Genomic DNA, 15,708 nt, shown 5'->3' with positions numbered 1-15,708 from the left:
TCAACGCGCCGGACGGCCACCCGCCGCCCCCACGAGGAGTCATCTGCCCATGCCCGTCACCGTCGTCGCCACCATGCAGGTCAAGCCGGAATCCGTGGACACCGTGCGGGAGATCATGAAGCGCACCGTCGCCGAGGTTCATCAGGAGCCGGGCTGCGACCTGTACTCGCTGCACGAGACGAACGGCACCTTCATCTTCGTCGAGCAGTGGGCCGACGGCGACGCGCTGGCGGCCCACGGCCAGGCACCCGCGGTGACGCAGATGTTCGCCGAGGTCGGTGAGCACCTCGCGGGCGCTCCCGACATCAAGGTGGCGCAGGCCGTGGTGGCGGGCGACCCGGCCAAGGGCTCGCTGCGGCCCTGATGAGCGCTTGCGCGAAGAAGCGAGGGGCCTGATGGCTGTCGACAAACCGCTCGCGGGCAGGGTCGCGTTCATCACCGGAGCCGCCCGCGGCCAGGGTCGCGCGCACGCCGTCCGGCTGGCGTCCGAGGGCGCCGACGTGATCGCCGTCGACATCTGTGACCAGATCGCGTCGGTCCCCTACCCGCTGGCGACCGCCGACGACCTGGCCGCCACGGTCAAGCTGGTCGAGGACACCGGCGCGCGGATCGTCGCGTCGCAGGCCGACGTCCGGGACCGTGCGGCGCTCAAGGCCGCGCTGACCGACGGCGTCGAGGCGCTGGGCGGACGGCTCGACATCGTGGTGGCGAACGCCGGTATCGCGCCGATGGCCGGCGAGGACGCCTGGCAGGACGTCATCGACGTCAACCTGACCGGCGTCTTCCACACCGTGGAGCTCGCGGCGCGCCCGATGGTCAAGGCGGGCAACGGCGGGGCGATGGTGCTGACCAGCTCCGTGGCGGGCCTGGTCGGTCTGGCCTCGCCGATGGCGGGCTCCGTCGGTTATGCCGCCGCCAAGCACGGCATCGTGGGCATCATGCGTGTCTACGCCAATCTGCTTGCCTCACACAGCATCCGGGTCAACTCGGTGCACCCTGCCGGCGTCGACACGCCGATGATCGACAACGAGTTCACCCGCAGCTGGCTCGAGGGCCTGGCCCAGGAGCACAAGGGCGGCCCGGACATGGGTAATGCCCTGCCCGTGCAGACACTGCAGGCCGAGGACATCGCCGCGGCGGTGGCCTGGCTGGTGTCCGACGAGGCGCGCTACATCACCGGCGTCACGCTGCCGGTCGACGCGGGGTTCGTCAACAAACGTTGACGCGCCGCAGATGAGAGCACTCTCATCTCGGTCTCACCGGCGGCCCGTCCGCCGCGATTTTCTTGCTGTCCCCGAAATCTGTTCCTGCAGCACAGCGGCCATCCCCGACCGACATGAACCTTCACTGGTGAAGGAATTTCCTACATTCATGCAGAAATTTCCTTCACAGATGTAGCTTCCGCTGGTACGTTGCGTTCATGGCCACCGCCGTGAAGTCGCGTCGACGCAGCCGGGCCGCCCACCTGGGCCCGGAGCGCCGCCGACCGCAGGTCCTCGACGCCGCCCTGGCCATCACCTTCGAGCAGGGCGTCAGCGAGGTCACCATCGGCGCTGTCGCGCAACGCCTCAACGTCACCCGCCCGGTGGTCTATGCGTGCTTCGCCGACCGGATCCAGATCATCTCGGCACTACTGGAGCGTGAGACCGCCGTTCTGCGCGATGCACTGGTCGAGGCGCTGCACTCTGCCCGCGGCGACACCCCTGAGGACGCGTTCACCACCGGCTTCCAGTCGCTGCTGCGGGTCGTGCAGGCCCGGCCACAGTCGTGGCGCTTCGTCTTCTTCGCCACCCCGGATCCCGCCGTGGCAAGCCGGTTCGCCCGCGTGCGTGCCCAACTCGGCGATGCGATGTCGGCCTGGCTGGCGCCTGTGCTGGAGAAATGGTGGTCGATGGCCGACGCCGAGGCCAAACTGCCCGTCCTGGTCGAGCTGCTGATGTCCTCCTCCGAGGCAGCCGTCCGGTCACTCCTCGATGACGCAAACCCCTGGACCGCAGACGATCTCGGCGAGCTCTACGGCCGGATGATGTGCCAGGCCTTCGCCGCCGCATAGCACTTTTCGGCAGCTCCACCCACCACTGAAGGGAAGTCGCATGTCCACAACGAGTCTCGAGCGCGTGACCGCTCACGAGGACTACGGGTTCTTCGGGCCTGACTCGGTGACCTGGAAGGTGTGGGGGTATCCGACATCGCTCACGGTCGGATTCCAGCGCGCCGTCGTCGTCGAAGAACTCGACCCGAACCTCGTCGCCGCGGTCGACACGACCCACGACATCTACAAGCGCCCGCGCACCCGGTACGACCGCACGCTGCACTATTTCGCGCTGGTCGCCTTCGGCGGAACACGCGAAACCGCCACCGCCTCGGATGTTCTGGTGAAGATCCACTCGAAGGCGATCGGCACCGAACCCTACGGCGGCGGGCGGTACGACGCGAACGACCCTGCCTCGCAGCTGTGGATCCACCTGACCGCGTGGCACTCGATCCTCTACGCCTACGAGAAGTACGGTCCCGGCCCGTTGCCTGCCGACGAGGAAGCCCGCTACTGGGAGGAATGCGCGGTCGCCGCCGAACTGCAGACCTGCTCGCCCGAGGACGTGCCACGGACCCGCGATGGGGTGCGGCGCTATTTCGAGCAGATGCGGCCGCAGCTGGCGGGCAGCGAGATCGCCGTACAGGCGATGGACCACCTGCTCGACGCCAAGGTGATGCTGCCACCGATGCCCAGGGCCGCGCGCCCGGTGGCGCGGGTGGTCGCCGAGGTGTTGCGGGCCGGCACCATCGCCACCATGCCGCACTGGATGCGCGAGATGAGCGGTATCCGCCAGCCCAGGATCGTTGACGTCGCGGTCCGGCCCGTGCTGTGGACGGCCTTCCGGGCGATGACCGTGAGCCCGCGGGCCGAACTCGCCATGCTGAAGGTGCTGTCGCCGATGACACATCCCGTCGTGGCGCCCGTCAAACTCGGTGTGCCCCCGGCCCGCCGAGAGACGCTCACCCCCGCCGAGGCGCGGACGCGCTACGGCTTCGAACCACCCGCCGTCGCGCACCGCGAATTGCGGGACCGCCAGGCCAAGCGCGTGTTCGGACAGCACATCGCGCCCAGCGACGAAGGCCTCATCGAGTCCGAGCCCATCCTGGGTTCCCTGGCCTGAGGATGCGACTGAAAAGGGCGATGCGCGACCGGGTCACGCTGGCTCTCGTCGCAGCGGCGATGATCGGCGTGGGATTCCTGGGGCTGTACTGGTCGACGTCGCTCGACGACTTCGACCAGTGGGGATTCCGCATCACGTGCGGTAGCGGCTTCGCGGCCGACTACAGCCAGGCCGCTACCGCGGACGCCGAAGCGGCAGCAGCGGAAACCCAACCCTCACAGACGGATTACGTCGGACAATGCCGTTCGGCGATCTGGATCCGGCGCGGCTGGACCGCGTCGCTGATGTCGATCGGCGTCGCCCTGTCCGTCGCGCTGCTGCTCAGCAGCCGGGAACGCGTCGATGACAGGGCCCTCAGATCTCGATGACCGTCGGAACGATCATCGGCTGACGGCGGTAGGTCTCCCCCACCCACTTGCCGACGGTGCGGCGCACCGCCTGGGCGATCCGCCCGGGGTCGGTGACCGTGTCCGCGGCCAGCGACTCCAACTCGGCCTCCACCTTGCGCGCAACCGGTTCGAGCGCCTTGGGATCTTCGGAGAAGCCGCGGGAGAACAGGTGCGCCGGACCGGCGGGGCGGCCGGTGCCGCGGTGCACCACCACGGTCACCGCGATGAAACCCGATGACAGGATGAGCCGTTCGCCGAGCGTGGCATCACCGACGTCACCGGTGATCAACCCGTCGACGAACATCTTGCCGACCGGGACCGCTCCGGCGATGCTCGCCTTGCCTGCCACCAGGTCGACGCTGACACCGTTCTCGGCGATCACCACGTTGTCCTCCGGCACGCCGCTCGTCGTCGCCAGCTTCGCATTGGCCCGCAGGTGCCGCCAGGTGCCGTGCACCGGCATCACGTTGCGCGGTCGCACGCCGTTGTAGAGGAACATGAGCTCGCCGGCGTAGGCGTGACCCGTGACGTGCACGCGCGCCTGGGCATTGGTGACCACCCGGGCGCCGATCTTCGCCAGCGCGTCGATGACCCCGTAGACGGCTTCCTCGTTGCCGGGGATGAGCGACGACGACAGGATGATCAGGTCACCGTCTGTGAGGGTGATGCTGCGATGCTCGCCGCGTGACATCCGGGACAGCGCGGCCATCGGTTCGCCCTGGGTACCGGTGGTGATCAGCACCACCCGGTCCGGCGGCATCATCTCGGCGGCGCCGATGTCGAGCACGTCGTCGGTGCCGACGTTCAGGTATCCGAGTTCCCGCGCGATGCCCATGTTGCGCACCATCGACCGGCCGACGAACGACACCCGACGGCCCAGTGCCACCGCGGCGTCGATGATCTGCTGCACGCGGTCGACGTTCGAGGCGAAGCACGCGACGATCACCCGCCCCTCGGCACCGCGGATCAGCCGGTGCATCGTGGGGCCGATCTCGCTCTCCGACGGGCTGACGCCCGGGTGTTCGGCGTTGGTCGAATCGCACAGGAACAGGTCGACACCGGCGTCGCCCAGCCGCGACATCCCCGGCAGGTCGGTCGGCACGCCGTCGAGCGGCATCTGGTCCAGCTTGATGTCACCGGTGTGCAGGACGGTTCCGGCGCCGGTGTGCAGCGCCACCGCCAGGCACCCGGGGATGGAGTGGTTGACGGTGAAGTACTGGCATTCGAAGACGCCGTGGGTGCTGCGCCCGCCCGCCTGGACCTCCACGAACTTCGGCTTGAGGCGGTGTTCGCGGCACTTCTCCGCCACCAGCGCCAGCGTGAACTTCGAACCCACCACCGGGATGTCCGGACGCAGCTTGAGCAGGAACGGGATGGCGCCGATGTGATCCTCGTGCGCGTGGGTGAGCACCAGGGCCTCGACGTCGTCGAGCCGTCCCTCGACGTGCCGCAGGTCCGGCAGGATGAGATCGACGCCGGGCTCGTCGTGGGTGGGGAAGAGCACCCCGCAGTCGATGATCAGCAGCCGGCCGAGGTGCTCGAAGACCGTCATGTTGCGGCCGATCTCGCTGATGCCGCCGAGTGCGGTGACCCGCAGGCCACCCGGTGCCAGTGGACGCGGTGGCGTCAGCTCGGGAGTCTCCATCACCGTGCCGTCCGGGCGGTGGTCATTTCAGTACCGCCGCAGCGCGCATGTCCCGGGCCAGTTCCTCGACCTCGGCGGGGGTCGCCGCGAGCTGCGGCAGCCGCGGATCACCGGTCTCGAAGCCCTGCAGGCGCAGCCCCTCCTTCGACATGGTGACCCCTCCCAGGCGGGCCTGGGCGTCCGCCAGCGGCGCCAGGGTGCCGTTGATCTTGCGTGCGGTCGCGACGTCACCGGAGTGGAACGCGGACAGCATGTCGCGGATCTGCCCGGCGGCCAGGTGGCCCCATACGCTGACGACCCCGACGGCACCCACGGCCAGCCACGGCAGGTTCAGCGCATCGTCGCCCGAGTAGTAGGCCAGGCCGGTCTCGGCGATGATCCGCCCGCCGCCGTGCAGATCACCCTTGGCGTCCTTGATCGCTACGACGTTCGGGTGTTCGGCCAGCGTGCGCATGGTCGGCCATTCGATGGGGATGACCGAGCGCGGTGGGATGTCGTAGAGGATCAGCGGCAGCGGGGTCGCGTCGGCGATCGCGGTGAAGTGCGCGAGCAGGCCGGACTGCGAGGGCCGCGAGTAGTACGGCGTCACCACCAGCAGCCCGTGGGCGCCCTCCGCATGGCAGGCCCTGGCCAGGTTCATGCTGTGGGCGGTGTCGTACGTGCCCGCGCCGGCGATCACCCGGGCCCGGTCTCCGACGGCTTCGAGCACGGCGCTCAGGAGCGTCAGCTTCTCGCCGTCGGTGGTGGTGGGCGACTCGCCGGTGGTCCCGGAGAGCACCAGCCCGTCGCAGCCCGCGTCGACCAGGTGGGTGGCCAACCGGGCGGCGGTGGCGGTGTCCAGGGAGCCGTCCGGCTTGAACGGGGTGACCATCGCGGTCAGCACGGTGCCCAGTCGGGCCGTCACGTCGAATCCGCCGGTGCTCACGGACACCAAGATTACCCGCTGGTGTTCACGCTTCCGTAGCCAGCGGCGAGGTGGCCACCTCGGTGCCGTCGGCGAGCGTCGCGATGTCGAAGTCGCCGAACACCGCGGGGGCGACGTCGACGAGCTGGCGCAGGCACGCGATGGCGAGCCTGCGGATCTCGACGTCGGCGTGCTCGCTGGCCCGCATCGCGATGAAGTGCCGCCAGGCGCGGTAGTTGCCGGTGACGACGATGCGGGTCTCGGTCGCGTTGGGCAGCACCGCACGGGCGGCCTGGCGGGCCTGCTTGCGGCGCAGCACGGCCGACCGGTCACCGGACTGGTCGCCGATGAGCTTGCCTTCCAGCCGGGCCAGCAACTCGGTGTAGGTGGCCCGGTTGGCGTCGGCGGCCTCGGTGAAGATCCGGACCAGCTCCGGGTCATCCTCCATGCCGGGCGGGATCACCACCTGCGAATCATGTTCGGGGACATACCGCTGTGACAGCTGCGAATAGGAGAAATGGCGGTGCCGGATCAGCTCGTGGGTGCACGACCGGGAGATGCCGCTGATGTAGAACGACACCGAGGCGTGCTCCAGCACCGAGAAGTGCCCGACGTCGATGATGTGCCGCAGGTAGGTGGCGTTGGTGGCGGTGCGGGGATTGGGCTTGGACCAGCTCTGGTAACACGCCCGGCCGGCGAACTCGACCAGCGCCTCGCCGCCGTCGGCGTCCGTGCTCCACGGGACGTCCGGCGGCGCCACGAAGTCGGTCTTCGCGATCAGTTGCACGCGCAGCGGCGCGGTCTCGGCCACGCGCTCACCTTAGTGCGACGGCCGCCGGATTCGTGACCGGTGGCCCGCCGGAGCCGCCTTACGCTGGACGGACCGATGACCGACTACGCCGAGCTGCCCGGATTGCGTGACCTCTACCTCGAGGACAGCTATGTGCTGGCCATCGTCGAAAGGGCCGGACGACTGACGTTCTCGATGTCGGCCGTTCTCACCCCCGAGCATCCCGCGTACCGCGATCCGCTTCCCGGGGAGCAGTACTGCTACGCCGACGGTGCGCTGGTGTTCTCGGACGTGGCGCACATCGATTGGCTGCAGCGCTCGACGCAGCGCTACGTCGACGCGACCGGTGAGATCGATCTGGGCAACATCGACAGCCTGACGTCGGCCGCCGGCGGGTACGAGGTCGCGGGTGACTGGGGACGGGTTCGGATCCGGTGCGCCGGCCCGCCGCGGTTCGTCATGCGGGACGCGCCGTGACGCCGAAGGAGTACGACGTCGTCCGGCTGCGCAGGGCGTTGCCGGAGCACGGTGTCGAGGCCGGCCGCGAGGGGACGGTGGTGATCGATCACGGTCGCGGTCCGTCCGGCGCGCCCGCCTTCGAGGTGGAGTTCTGCGACGGGCTCGAGAGCGTCGTGGTGACGCTCGTCGCCGACGACGTGGACGTCGTGTGGCGGCAGATGTCCGATGACGAGATGGCGGTGATGACGGCCGTCGTCGCGGCCCAGCCCTCGTTCTCCGGGTTGCTCGACGGGCTCGCCGGGGCGTTCGTCCGCCATTCGACCGACTGGATACTCGACATCCGTACCCCGGGTGACTCGCCGAGTGCCGACGTACCGGACGGTCCCCTGCCGGTGCGGGCATTCGTGCCGAATGCGGATGAGTACCGGGGTGAGATCCTCATCTGGGTCCAGGGTGGGCGGCTGTCCGGGCTCGAATACGCCTGGGTGACCGACGAAGTGCCCAGTCGGTGGCCGCGCCCGGACGAGATCGAGGTCATCAGCTGTTGAACGGCGAATTCGAGTTCCTCACCCGCGATCAGGCCGGGTTGCTCGTCGAGATCTTGGCCCGTCGCGCACCCGAACTGGCCGACCGGATCCGCACGGCGCCTACGCTGTCGCGACCGGATGCCGTGGAGTTCGTGAACACCCTCGGCGAGGAGTTGGTCGATCATCTCGACCGGGACTGGGAGCCGACGGAATACGGGCGAACGGTCAGCGAGATCCTCTCTCGCGTCAACGCGGAACAGATCGCGGAATGGCCGCAGTAATGCGATATCCCGAGATGAGACGCGAGGTCGTCAACGCGTTGACGTCATTATCAGATCCACACGACGGACATTCACAATGACGACGGATCTCCGATTGTGCGGCAGAACGGTCACGTCCGTTCACGTCGAGTACACCCTGCAGGTGCGGCTGTCGGACACGTACAACGTGACGGTGGAATCGCCGTTCCGCTTTCACTTGTCGGACCGCAGCGTCGAACTGTCGCCGGAGGCCGACCCGGACAAGGTACGTGCGCGGCTGAGTCGTCTCGTCGGGCACCGCATCGTCGATGCCCGGGTGTCCGAAGCAGGGGCGCTGACGATCGGTTTCGACGACTCGACCCGGCTGACTGTCGAGCCGGACCCAAACTATGAAGCGTGGAACGTCAGCGGTCCGGCCGGCTTTCTAGTTGTGTGTGTGCCCGGCGGCGAACTCGCGATCTGGACCGGCTCCTGACTCATCCCGATACCGGTGCGCGGACAGCGGCGCGTAACGCGCCGGCCAGGTCCCCGCGCTCCCCGATCACCACGTCGGCCAGTCCCAGCCAGTCCGCCATCCGGCGCAGCTCGACGGACAGCGCGGCGGCCACTTCCGCGGGCCGCTCCCCTGGCTCGGTGAACGCCCCTAGCACGTGCAGCGCATCGGCCGCTCGTTCGGCCTTCAGGTCCACCCGGCCCACCAGGCGGCCGTCGAGCAGGAACGGCCACACGTAGTAGCCGAACTGTCTTTTGGGTTGTGGCACATAGATTTCGATGCGGTAGTGGAACCCGAACAGGCGCTCCACCCGCGGCCTGAAGAAGATCAGCGGATCGAACGGGCACAGCAGCGCAGTGCCCCGGTCCCGGCGCGGCACGGTCTGGCCGGATCGCAGATACGCCGGAGCGGCCCACCCGTCGACCTCGACGGCCTCCAGCAGTCCCGCGTCGAGGAGATCGGCGAGCGCCGGCTTGATCTGTCTGGCCGACAGCCGGAAGTAGTCGCGGATGTCGGCCTCGGTGGCCACCCCTAGCGCCGTCGCCGCACGCAGCGCCAGTTCGCGGATCGCCTCGTCGTCGTCGACCTGCCGCGCCAGCACCTCCGGCGGCAGCACCCGCTCGGCCAGGTCGTAGTGCCGGGCGAAGCCCACCCGGGTGGCCGTGGTCAGCACGCCGGAGGACCACAGCGCCTCGGCCACCCACTTGGTCTCGCTGCGGTCCCACCACGGACCCTTGCGGCCCCGCGGCTCCGCCTCCAGGTGGGCCTCGATCTGACCTGCCGTGGACGGACCGAGTTCGGCCACCGCCGCCACGACGTCCTCGGCGAGCTTCGGGTTGTTCCGGACGATCTCGGTGCCCCAGCGGCCGTGGACGTACTCCCGCATCCGCCACCGCATCAGCGGCCAGTCGTCGACGGCCATCAGCGCCGCCTCGTGCGCCCAGTACTCGACCAGCAGCCTGGGCGAGCGCGCACTGTGCCGCCAGGCCGCCGCGTCGAGCACGTCCCGGTCGTACCCGCCGAGACGGCTGAACACAGGCGCGTAGTGCGCGCGCACCGTCACCGATACCGAGTCGAGCTGCAGCACCTGTATCCGGCCGATCAGCCGCCGCAGGTGCGCGCGGGTGACGGGACCCGAGGGTCTCACCTCCGCGAAACCCTGGGCGGACACAGCAACGCGGCGGGCCGCATCGGCCGTCAGCCTCGACACCATCCGGTCATCGTGCCCGACGCCACCGACAGCCCGTCTACGGCACCGGCACTCCCCTGTCGGCGGCCGCCAGGAACGCCGTCGCCTGCGCCCAGGACAGGTGGTCGAGGAACGGGTCGTAGACCGCTCCGTCGACGCCATGCGCGGCGATGTCGGACATGGCGAACGCGTGGTAACCCTGGCCGTACACGGTCATCTGCCAGTCCACGTCGGCGTCGGCCATCTCCCGCTGGAACACCGCCACGTCCTCTGCCGGAACGAAGGGGTCCTTGGCACCGCTGATACTGAGCACTTTCGCGGTGACCTCGCCCGGGCACGCCGGGTTCGCCGTCCGGAGCAGTCCGTGGAAACTGACCGCCGCACGTATCGCGGCGCCGCTGCGGGCCAGCTCGAGCGCGCACTGCCCGCCGAAGCAGAATCCGAGCGCAGACACCCGCGCCGGGTCGACCCCGGCGACGGCGCGTACTACGTCGAAGGCCGCCACCACCCGTGCGCGCAGCAGCTCGGGGTCGGTCTGCAGTTCGACGAAGGACCGGCCCATCTGTTCGCGGTCGAGATCGCGCCCCTTGCCGTACATGTCCGCGGCCAGTGCGACATATCCCAGGGCCGCGAGATCAGCGGCGCGCCGGCAGGCGTCGTCGTCGATCCCGAGGGCGGAGTGCAGGACGAGGACGGCCGGGTGCGGTCCGGGCCCATCCGGAGATGCGAGGTGCCCGTTCAGGCGTAACCCGTCGTGGTCGTATCCGAAATCGTGCAACCGCACCATGCCGCACCCCCGCGTCGAGGGTACGACTCGAGATCGGCGGTAGCCGAAGAATCGGCACCTCGCCCTAACGCACCGACAGGATGCGATCGAAGATCAGCGCGGTCACGTTGTCGACCGGTGTGCTCTCGCCGGAGCTCTTCGCCCGCAGCGCCGCGCCCTCCCACGCGTCGACGATCAGCTCAGCCGCAGCACCGGCGTCGATGTCCGGAGCGAATTCCCCGGACTGCTGCCCGTCGCGGATCGCGGCGGCCAGCACGCTGCGCCATCTCCCCAGCGCAGCGACCGCGGCGGCGGTGACCGCAGGCGCGTCCGCGGGCGCCTCGGCGGCGAAGTTCCCGTACATGCAGCCGCGCCGGTAGCCGTACGCGGCGAGGTCGTCCCTCAGGTGTTCGAGGTGGTTGCGGACGCGTTGCGCTGCAGGCACCCCGAGCTGCTCGAGCAGTGAGAGCCGACGCTGTTCGCCGTACCGGGCGAGCACCTCGAGGGCGAGCGCTTCCTTGCTCGGGAAGTGGTTGTAGAACGATCCTTTCGGCGCGTGTGCGGCTGCCGCGATCGTCGCCACGCCGGTGGCGGTGTACCCACCGGCGTGCAACGCCGCGAAGCCGGCGTCCAGGAGAGCCTCGCGAAGACTGGGCTTGGGCACGGCCTACCTCCAGACGGTCCGCACATCGTCGATGTCGATGGACACCGTGACGGTGTCCTCGACCGGCCTGCCGTCGTCGCCGCGCGGGTGGACGATGCGCGTGACCGGCAGCACGATGCCGTCGAATTCGCGGTAGTCGTCCATGTAGTGCGCCGCGGGGGATCCGCCGGCGATGTCGACCTGGTAGTCGCGCCGGCGCAACAGTCCGTCGGCGTCGACATAGAGAACCTGATCGGAGCTGTGGGTGGCGATGTCGTCGGGATACCGGACGGCCAAACGTCGCCAGGTCTCACCGCGCTCCTGCCAGGTGCCGAGCTCCTCGGTCTGCACGCCGGGAAGGGTCAGGTGATAGGGCTCGGTCAGATATGTCCACATGGCGTATCCCGAGAAGTACGCGAGTTGCGCTGGTGACCAGGGCGTCTCGAGAGTGTGACCCGTGAAGGACGAGCGAGGGTCGCGCAGCACCTCAACCTGCTGGTGCTCCTCGTCATCGTGCTCGATCACCACCTGGCCCGGGGTGAAGTGCGACCGAAATCCCGGCGCCGGCAGCGGTCGGTGCCAGGTGTGCTGCTCCTGCACACGGATGTCGACCGTCGAGTCGTCGAGGATGCCGCCGACGCCCTTCAGCGGCCACAGCACGCCGCCGACGATCTGGTGGATCCCAAGTGTGTCGAGCTGCTGCCACCGGTCGATTCCGCCGTGAGCGGCGAGGACCTCGTCGAGAAGCTTCATTGCAGTCTCCCTTCATCGCTGTGACCGCCAATACGACCGGTCGTCTTACCCAACGCGACGGTGTGGCGCGGCATTCCTACCGTGAGATGCGCTCAGTGCGCGGCCGGGACGGTACGACTCAGGATCGGCGGTAGCTGAAGAACCGGTACCTCAGGCCGGCGGCACTGGTCAGCCACTCCCCCTCGGTCCCCACCCAGTCGCCGTTGAGGACCGGTGCCACCGCGTCGGCGTCCTCCCGCGGCAGGTCGATCTCCACCTCGGTGACCTCGCACCGCGTCGCCAACGGCATCGCGAGCGTGTAGATCTGGGCGCCGCCGATCACCCAGGTGTCGTCGTCTCCGGAGATCGCCTCGTCGAGCTCGCCGACCACGGTGGCGCCGTCGGCGGAGTAGTCCGCCTGCCTGGTGATGACGACGTTCCCGCGTCCCGGCAGTGGACGCACCTTGGCGGGCAGCGACTCCCAGGTCAGCCTGCCCATCACCACGGTGTGACCCATGGTGAGTTCCTTGAATCGGGCCTGGTCCTCGGGCAGCCGCCACGGGATGCCGCCGTCACGGCCGATGATCCCCGAGGTGGACTGCGCCCAGATGAGGCCCAGGGTCATACCGCGACCGGGGCCTTGATGCCCGGGTGCGGGTCGTAGTTCAGGATCGAGATGTCGTCGTAGGTGTAGTCGAAGATCGAGTCGCGGTGCGCCAGCTGTAGCTGCGGGTACGGCCGGGGTTCGCGGCTCAGCTGCAGCGTCACCTGCTCGACGTGGTTGTCGTAGATGTGGCAGTCACCGCCGGTCCAGACGAACTCTCCGACGCCGAGCCCGGCCTGGGCCGCCATCATGTGCGTCAGCAGCGCGTAGCTCGCGATGTTGAACGGCACGCCGAGGAACAGGTCGGCGCTGCGCTGGTAGAGCTGGCACGACAGCCGCCCGTCGGCGACGTAGAACTGGAAGAACGCGTGGCACGGCGGCAGCGCCATCTGCGGGATCTCCCCGACGTTCCAGGCCGAGACGATGATGCGCCGCGAATCCGGGTCGGAACGCAGCAGGTCGAGCGCCGCGGTGATCTGGTCGATGTGCTCACCCGACGGCGTCGGCCACGACCGCCACTGGACACCGTAGACCGGGCCCAGATCGCCTGTCGGCGAAGCCCATTCGTCCCAGATCGTGACGCCGCGCTCCTGCAGCCATCTCACGTTGGAGTCGCCGCGCAGGAACCACAGCAACTCGTAGACGATCGACTTGGTGTGCACCTTCTTGGTGGTGATCAGGGGGAATCCGGCAGTCAGGTCGTAGCGCAGCTGATGGCCGAACAGGCTGCGGGTGCCGGTGCCGGTGCGGTCGGATTTCGGCGTCCCCTCCGAGAGCACCAGACGCAGCAGATCCTCGTACGGCGTCTCGATCGGCACGCCGCCCAGCTTACGTCCACCCCCGGCGAGTAGAAACGAAGCCATGCCGAGTATCAACGCCACGATCGACACACCCGACGGCGCCTGCCCCGTCACGCTGCACACTCCGAACGGCACCGGCCCATGGTCGGGTGTGGTGATGTTCCCCGACGCAGGCGGCGTGCGCCCGACGTTCCAGGAGATGGCCGCCAGGCTGGCCGGCTTCGGCCACGCCGTGCTGCTGCCCGACGTCTACTACCGCGACGGCGACTGGGCTCCGTTCGACATGGGCACGGTGTTCACCGACGAGGCGGAACGCAAGCGGCTCTTCGGCATGATCAGTTCCTTGACGCCTGAGCGGGTCGCCGGCGACGCCAACGCCTTCTTCGACTTCCTCGCCGCTCGCCCCGAGGTGCGCGGCGACCGGTTCGGCGTCTGCGGCTACTGCATGGGCGGGCGCATCTCGGTGACGCTGGCCGGGCTGCTGCCCGACCGCGTCGGCGCGGCCGGTTCCTTCCACGGCGGCGGCCTGGTGGTCGACGGCGACGACGCCAGCCCGCACCTGCTCGCCGACCGGATGACCGCGACGATCTACGTCGCGGGCGCCGAGAACGACAGGTCCTTCACCACCGAGGACGCCGAGACGCTGGAGAAGGCGCTCACCGCGGCCGGCGTCACGCACACCGTGGAGATCTATCCCGCCGGGCACGGATTCGCCGTTCCGGACAACGTGCCCTACGACGAGGAAGCCGCCGAGCGGCACTGGATCGCCCTGCAGGAGCTGTTCGAGAGCGCACTGCCCAGTTGACCCCGCTGTCGGACCGGGCGCTGAACCGGGCCACCCTGGCCCGCCAGCTGCTTCTGCAGCGCTCGTCGATGAGCGCTCTCGACGCCCTCGAACATCTCGTCGGCATGCAGGCCCAGGCCCCGTTCCCGCCCTACTACGGACTCTGGAGTCGGCTCGAGCACTTCACCGCCGACGAGCTGTCCGGGCTGCTGCTCGACCGCCGGGCTGTGCGAATCGTGCTGATGCGCGGCACGATTCACCTCGTGAGTGCGGCCGACGCCCACCGGTTGCGTCCGCTGGTACAGCCTCTGCTGGACCGGATGTTGCGCGCGATGCACGGTGCCGCCCTCGGCGACGTCGACGTGGACGCCGTCGCCGCCACGGCCGCCGAGATCCTGGACATCGAGGCGCTCACACCGGCCGAGTTGGGTGCCCGGCTGGCCGAGCGGTGGCCGGACTGCCCTCTGCGGGCGCTCACCGAGATCGGTCGCAGCCTGGTGCCGCTGGTTCAGGTGCCGCCGCGGGCGCTGTGGCAGCGCAGCGGGCAGGTTCGGTTGACCACTGCGGCGGGCTGGCTCGGCCCGTCGACCGAGACGCTGTCGGTGGACGACCTCGTTCTGCGCTACCTCGGCGCCTTCGGGCCGGCCTCGGTGGCCGACATGCAGACGTGGAGCGGTCTCACCCGGCTCGGCGAGGTGTTCGACCGGCTCTCCGACCGGCTGATCCGGCTGCAGACCGACAGCGGCCGGCGGGTCTACGATCTGCCCGACGCACCACGGCCGGATCCCGACCACCCTGCGCCGGTGCGCCTCGTCGCAGCGTTCGACAACCTGGTGCTCTCGCATGCCGACCGCACGCGGGTGCTCAGCGACGCGCACCGCAAGCGGCTGTTCGCCGGCGGCAACGGCGTGTTCCCCGGCACCGTGCTGGTCGACGGATTCGTTGCGGGCACCTGGGAACTCGAGGGTCGCGCGGCCGCCACCGTGCTGCGAGTGACGCCCTACACCGAGCTCGCGGACGCCGCGTCAGCCGAGATCGAGGCCGAGGGAATTCGGTTGCTGCGCAGCGCTTTCGACGTCGAGGATCCCGTGGTCAGCTTTTCCCTTGACGACGACGCCTGAACACCGCACGCAGCAGGCCGCGCGCGGCGTAGATGCCGGCGGCGATGGACAGGATGATCATCGCGACGAACATCACCAGCCAGTTCGGACGGTCGTGCTTGACGTTCCACCAGATGATCGTGAACAGGACTGCGCAGATGAAGACGAAGATGTCACGCCAGTCGCCCTGATACGACATCGCCGCCGTTCGCATCTCCCGGCTGCGGTCGTTCGCGGCGACCAAGTCCGCGATGCGCTGGTCGATGCTGCGCTTGAGTCCGGCTCGAAGTTCAGGCTGGTCGTCCGGGATCCGCTCGAGCAGGTCGAAGTCCTTGATGATCAGGCCCCGAACGTCGGGTCCCTTGATGTTGCCCGCTACCACGCCGAGCAGGGCGCCTCCCGCCAGCGGCGCCGCACCGAGCGCGAGTTCGGCGATTCCCGGCATGGGTCCTCCTCGTCGTGGGGTGA

Annotated in this window: 21 protein-coding genes; 11 read left to right on the top strand and 10 right to left on the bottom strand. The window is 69.1% G+C overall.

Annotated elements, in window-relative coordinates; all coding sequences use genetic code 11:
- The first annotated feature begins 49 nt into the window (after positions 1-49).
- From AB0K11_RS17265 to AB0K11_RS17245, 5 genes are all read left to right on the top strand, one after another.
- Positions 50-364: a putative quinol monooxygenase gene (locus AB0K11_RS17265; protein ID WP_264013469.1), complete on the top strand. Its 315-nt coding sequence runs from the start codon at positions 50-52 to the stop codon at positions 362-364.
- A 31-nt stretch (positions 365-395) separates the two neighbouring features.
- A complete protein-coding gene (locus AB0K11_RS17260; RefSeq protein ID WP_364979040.1) occupies positions 396-1,223 on the top strand; it encodes a mycofactocin-coupled SDR family oxidoreductase in 828 nt (275 codons plus the stop codon).
- Between the two features lie 197 nt (positions 1,224-1,420).
- Positions 1,421-2,053: a TetR/AcrR family transcriptional regulator gene (locus AB0K11_RS17255; protein WP_364979037.1), complete on the top strand. Its 633-nt coding sequence runs from the start codon at positions 1,421-1,423 to the stop codon at positions 2,051-2,053.
- Between the two features lie 40 nt (positions 2,054-2,093).
- Positions 2,094-3,155 (top strand): oxygenase MpaB family protein, encoded by a 1,062-nt coding sequence (locus AB0K11_RS17250; RefSeq protein ID WP_364979034.1) that lies wholly within the window; start codon positions 2,094-2,096, stop codon positions 3,153-3,155.
- Between the two features lie 2 nt (positions 3,156-3,157).
- On the top strand, positions 3,158-3,523 hold the full coding sequence (locus tag AB0K11_RS17245) for a hypothetical protein (RefSeq protein WP_364979031.1): 366 nt from the start codon (positions 3,158-3,160) through the stop codon (positions 3,521-3,523).
- Here AB0K11_RS17245 and AB0K11_RS17240 read toward each other — a convergent pair.
- From AB0K11_RS17240 to thyX, 3 genes are read right to left on the bottom strand one after another with little or no spacing between them, the layout of a single operon-like run.
- On the bottom strand, positions 3,510-5,189 hold the full coding sequence (locus AB0K11_RS17240) for a ribonuclease J (protein ID WP_364979028.1): 1,680 nt from the start codon (positions 5,187-5,189) through the stop codon (positions 3,510-3,512). The two genes, AB0K11_RS17245 and AB0K11_RS17240, sit on opposite strands and share 14 nt — an antisense overlap.
- A 22-nt stretch (positions 5,190-5,211) precedes the next feature.
- Entirely contained in the window at positions 5,212-6,114 is a 903-nt protein-coding gene (gene dapA, locus AB0K11_RS17235; RefSeq protein WP_364979025.1) for a 4-hydroxy-tetrahydrodipicolinate synthase, read from the bottom strand.
- Between the two features lie 25 nt (positions 6,115-6,139).
- On the bottom strand, positions 6,140-6,904 hold the full coding sequence (gene thyX / locus AB0K11_RS17230) for an FAD-dependent thymidylate synthase (protein WP_364979022.1): 765 nt from the start codon (positions 6,902-6,904) through the stop codon (positions 6,140-6,142).
- A 75-nt stretch (positions 6,905-6,979) separates the two neighbouring features.
- Here thyX and AB0K11_RS17225 point away from each other — a divergent pair, with 75 nt between their 5' ends.
- From AB0K11_RS17225 to AB0K11_RS17210, 4 genes are all read left to right on the top strand, one after another.
- Positions 6,980-7,360, top strand: coding sequence for a hypothetical protein (locus tag AB0K11_RS17225; protein ID WP_364979019.1), 381 nt, complete (start codon positions 6,980-6,982; stop codon positions 7,358-7,360).
- Positions 7,357-7,890, top strand: a complete 534-nt coding sequence (locus tag AB0K11_RS17220; RefSeq protein WP_364979016.1) for a DUF4926 domain-containing protein — start codon at positions 7,357-7,359, stop codon at positions 7,888-7,890. Before AB0K11_RS17225 ends, AB0K11_RS17220 begins: the two co-directional genes overlap by 4 nt.
- Positions 7,887-8,150, top strand: a complete 264-nt coding sequence (locus AB0K11_RS17215; protein WP_364979013.1) for a hypothetical protein — start codon at positions 7,887-7,889, stop codon at positions 8,148-8,150. Before AB0K11_RS17220 ends, AB0K11_RS17215 begins: the two co-directional genes overlap by 4 nt.
- Positions 8,151-8,226: 76 nt before the next feature.
- Positions 8,227-8,604 (top strand): DUF6188 family protein, encoded by a 378-nt coding sequence (locus tag AB0K11_RS17210; protein ID WP_364979010.1) that lies wholly within the window; start codon positions 8,227-8,229, stop codon positions 8,602-8,604.
- A 1-nt stretch (position 8,605) separates the two neighbouring features.
- Here the strand turns inward: AB0K11_RS17210 and AB0K11_RS17205 are convergent, their stop codons facing one another.
- From AB0K11_RS17205 to AB0K11_RS17180, 6 genes are all read right to left on the bottom strand, one after another.
- The gene (locus AB0K11_RS17205) at positions 8,606-9,835 is read right to left on the bottom strand and encodes a crosslink repair DNA glycosylase YcaQ family protein (RefSeq protein WP_364979007.1); all 1,230 of its coding nucleotides are present in this window, start codon (positions 9,833-9,835) and stop codon (positions 8,606-8,608) included.
- A 34-nt stretch (positions 9,836-9,869) separates the two neighbouring features.
- On the bottom strand, positions 9,870-10,598 hold the full coding sequence (locus AB0K11_RS17200; RefSeq protein WP_364979004.1) for a dienelactone hydrolase family protein: 729 nt from the start codon (positions 10,596-10,598) through the stop codon (positions 9,870-9,872).
- A gap of 64 nt (positions 10,599-10,662) precedes the next feature.
- Positions 10,663-11,241: a TetR family transcriptional regulator C-terminal domain-containing protein gene (locus AB0K11_RS17195; RefSeq protein WP_364979001.1), complete on the bottom strand. Its 579-nt coding sequence runs from the start codon at positions 11,239-11,241 to the stop codon at positions 10,663-10,665.
- A gap of 3 nt (positions 11,242-11,244) precedes the next feature.
- Positions 11,245-11,973 carry a hypothetical protein gene (locus AB0K11_RS17190; RefSeq protein WP_364978998.1) on the bottom strand — a complete coding sequence of 243 codons (729 nt, stop codon included), beginning with the start codon at positions 11,971-11,973 and terminating at the stop codon, positions 11,245-11,247.
- A gap of 118 nt (positions 11,974-12,091) precedes the next feature.
- Entirely contained in the window at positions 12,092-12,577 is a 486-nt protein-coding gene (locus AB0K11_RS17185; protein WP_364978995.1) for a dihydrofolate reductase, read from the bottom strand.
- On the bottom strand, positions 12,574-13,374 hold the full coding sequence (locus AB0K11_RS17180; protein WP_364978992.1) for a thymidylate synthase: 801 nt from the start codon (positions 13,372-13,374) through the stop codon (positions 12,574-12,576). Before AB0K11_RS17180 ends, AB0K11_RS17185 begins: the two co-directional genes overlap by 4 nt.
- Positions 13,375-13,417: 43 nt before the next feature.
- Between AB0K11_RS17180 and AB0K11_RS17175 the strand changes: the two genes are divergently transcribed.
- Positions 13,418-14,161 carry a dienelactone hydrolase family protein gene (locus AB0K11_RS17175; protein ID WP_364978989.1) on the top strand — a complete coding sequence of 248 codons (744 nt, stop codon included), beginning with the start codon at positions 13,418-13,420 and terminating at the stop codon, positions 14,159-14,161.
- Positions 14,158-15,261: a winged helix DNA-binding domain-containing protein gene (locus AB0K11_RS17170; RefSeq protein ID WP_364978986.1), complete on the top strand. Its 1,104-nt coding sequence runs from the start codon at positions 14,158-14,160 to the stop codon at positions 15,259-15,261. The genes AB0K11_RS17175 and AB0K11_RS17170 overlap by 4 nt, the downstream gene beginning before the upstream one ends.
- Here the strand turns inward: AB0K11_RS17170 and AB0K11_RS17165 are convergent.
- Positions 15,233-15,685 carry a hypothetical protein gene (locus AB0K11_RS17165; protein ID WP_364978983.1) on the bottom strand — a complete coding sequence of 151 codons (453 nt, stop codon included), beginning with the start codon at positions 15,683-15,685 and terminating at the stop codon, positions 15,233-15,235. The genes AB0K11_RS17170 and AB0K11_RS17165 overlap by 29 nt on opposite strands.
- Between the last annotated feature and the right edge of the window lie 23 nt (positions 15,686-15,708).

The sequence above is a fragment of the Mycobacterium sp. NPDC050551 genome, from assembly GCF_040674075.1.
Classification (GTDB): domain Bacteria; phylum Actinomycetota; class Actinomycetes; order Mycobacteriales; family Mycobacteriaceae; genus Mycobacterium.
Note: the sequence above shows the minus strand (reverse complement) of the source record. Positions and strands in the feature narration are given on the sequence as shown.

Bases quoted from the DNA above. Each gene is read 5' to 3' on its own strand.
- AB0K11_RS17190 (WP_364978998.1), bottom strand. From the start codon at position 11,973: ATGAAGCTTCTCGACGAGGTCCTCGCCGCTCACGGCGGAATCGACCGG.
- AB0K11_RS17225 (WP_364979019.1), top strand. From the start codon at position 6,980: ATGACCGACTACGCCGAGCTGCCCGGATTGCGTGACCTCTACCTCGAG.
- AB0K11_RS17165 (WP_364978983.1), bottom strand. From the start codon at position 15,685: ATGCCGGGAATCGCCGAACTCGCGCTCGGTGCGGCGCCGCTGGCGGGA.
- AB0K11_RS17250 (WP_364979034.1), top strand. From the start codon at position 2,094: ATGTCCACAACGAGTCTCGAGCGCGTGACCGCTCACGAGGACTACGGG.
- AB0K11_RS17200 (WP_364979004.1), bottom strand. From the start codon at position 10,598: ATGGTGCGGTTGCACGATTTCGGATACGACCACGACGGGTTACGCCTG.
- AB0K11_RS17210 (WP_364979010.1), top strand. From the start codon at position 8,227: ATGACGACGGATCTCCGATTGTGCGGCAGAACGGTCACGTCCGTTCAC.
- AB0K11_RS17240 (WP_364979028.1), bottom strand. From the start codon at position 5,189: ATGGAGACTCCCGAGCTGACGCCACCGCGTCCACTGGCACCGGGTGGC.
- AB0K11_RS17245 (WP_364979031.1), top strand. From the start codon at position 3,158: ATGCGACTGAAAAGGGCGATGCGCGACCGGGTCACGCTGGCTCTCGTC.
- AB0K11_RS17185 (WP_364978995.1), bottom strand. From the start codon at position 12,577: ATGACCCTGGGCCTCATCTGGGCGCAGTCCACCTCGGGGATCATCGGC.
- AB0K11_RS17265 (WP_264013469.1), top strand. From the start codon at position 50: ATGCCCGTCACCGTCGTCGCCACCATGCAGGTCAAGCCGGAATCCGTG.
- AB0K11_RS17205 (WP_364979007.1), bottom strand. From the start codon at position 9,835: ATGGTGTCGAGGCTGACGGCCGATGCGGCCCGCCGCGTTGCTGTGTCC.
- AB0K11_RS17260 (WP_364979040.1), top strand. From the start codon at position 396: ATGGCTGTCGACAAACCGCTCGCGGGCAGGGTCGCGTTCATCACCGGA.
- AB0K11_RS17255 (WP_364979037.1), top strand. From the start codon at position 1,421: ATGGCCACCGCCGTGAAGTCGCGTCGACGCAGCCGGGCCGCCCACCTG.
- AB0K11_RS17175 (WP_364978989.1), top strand. From the start codon at position 13,418: ATGCCGAGTATCAACGCCACGATCGACACACCCGACGGCGCCTGCCCC.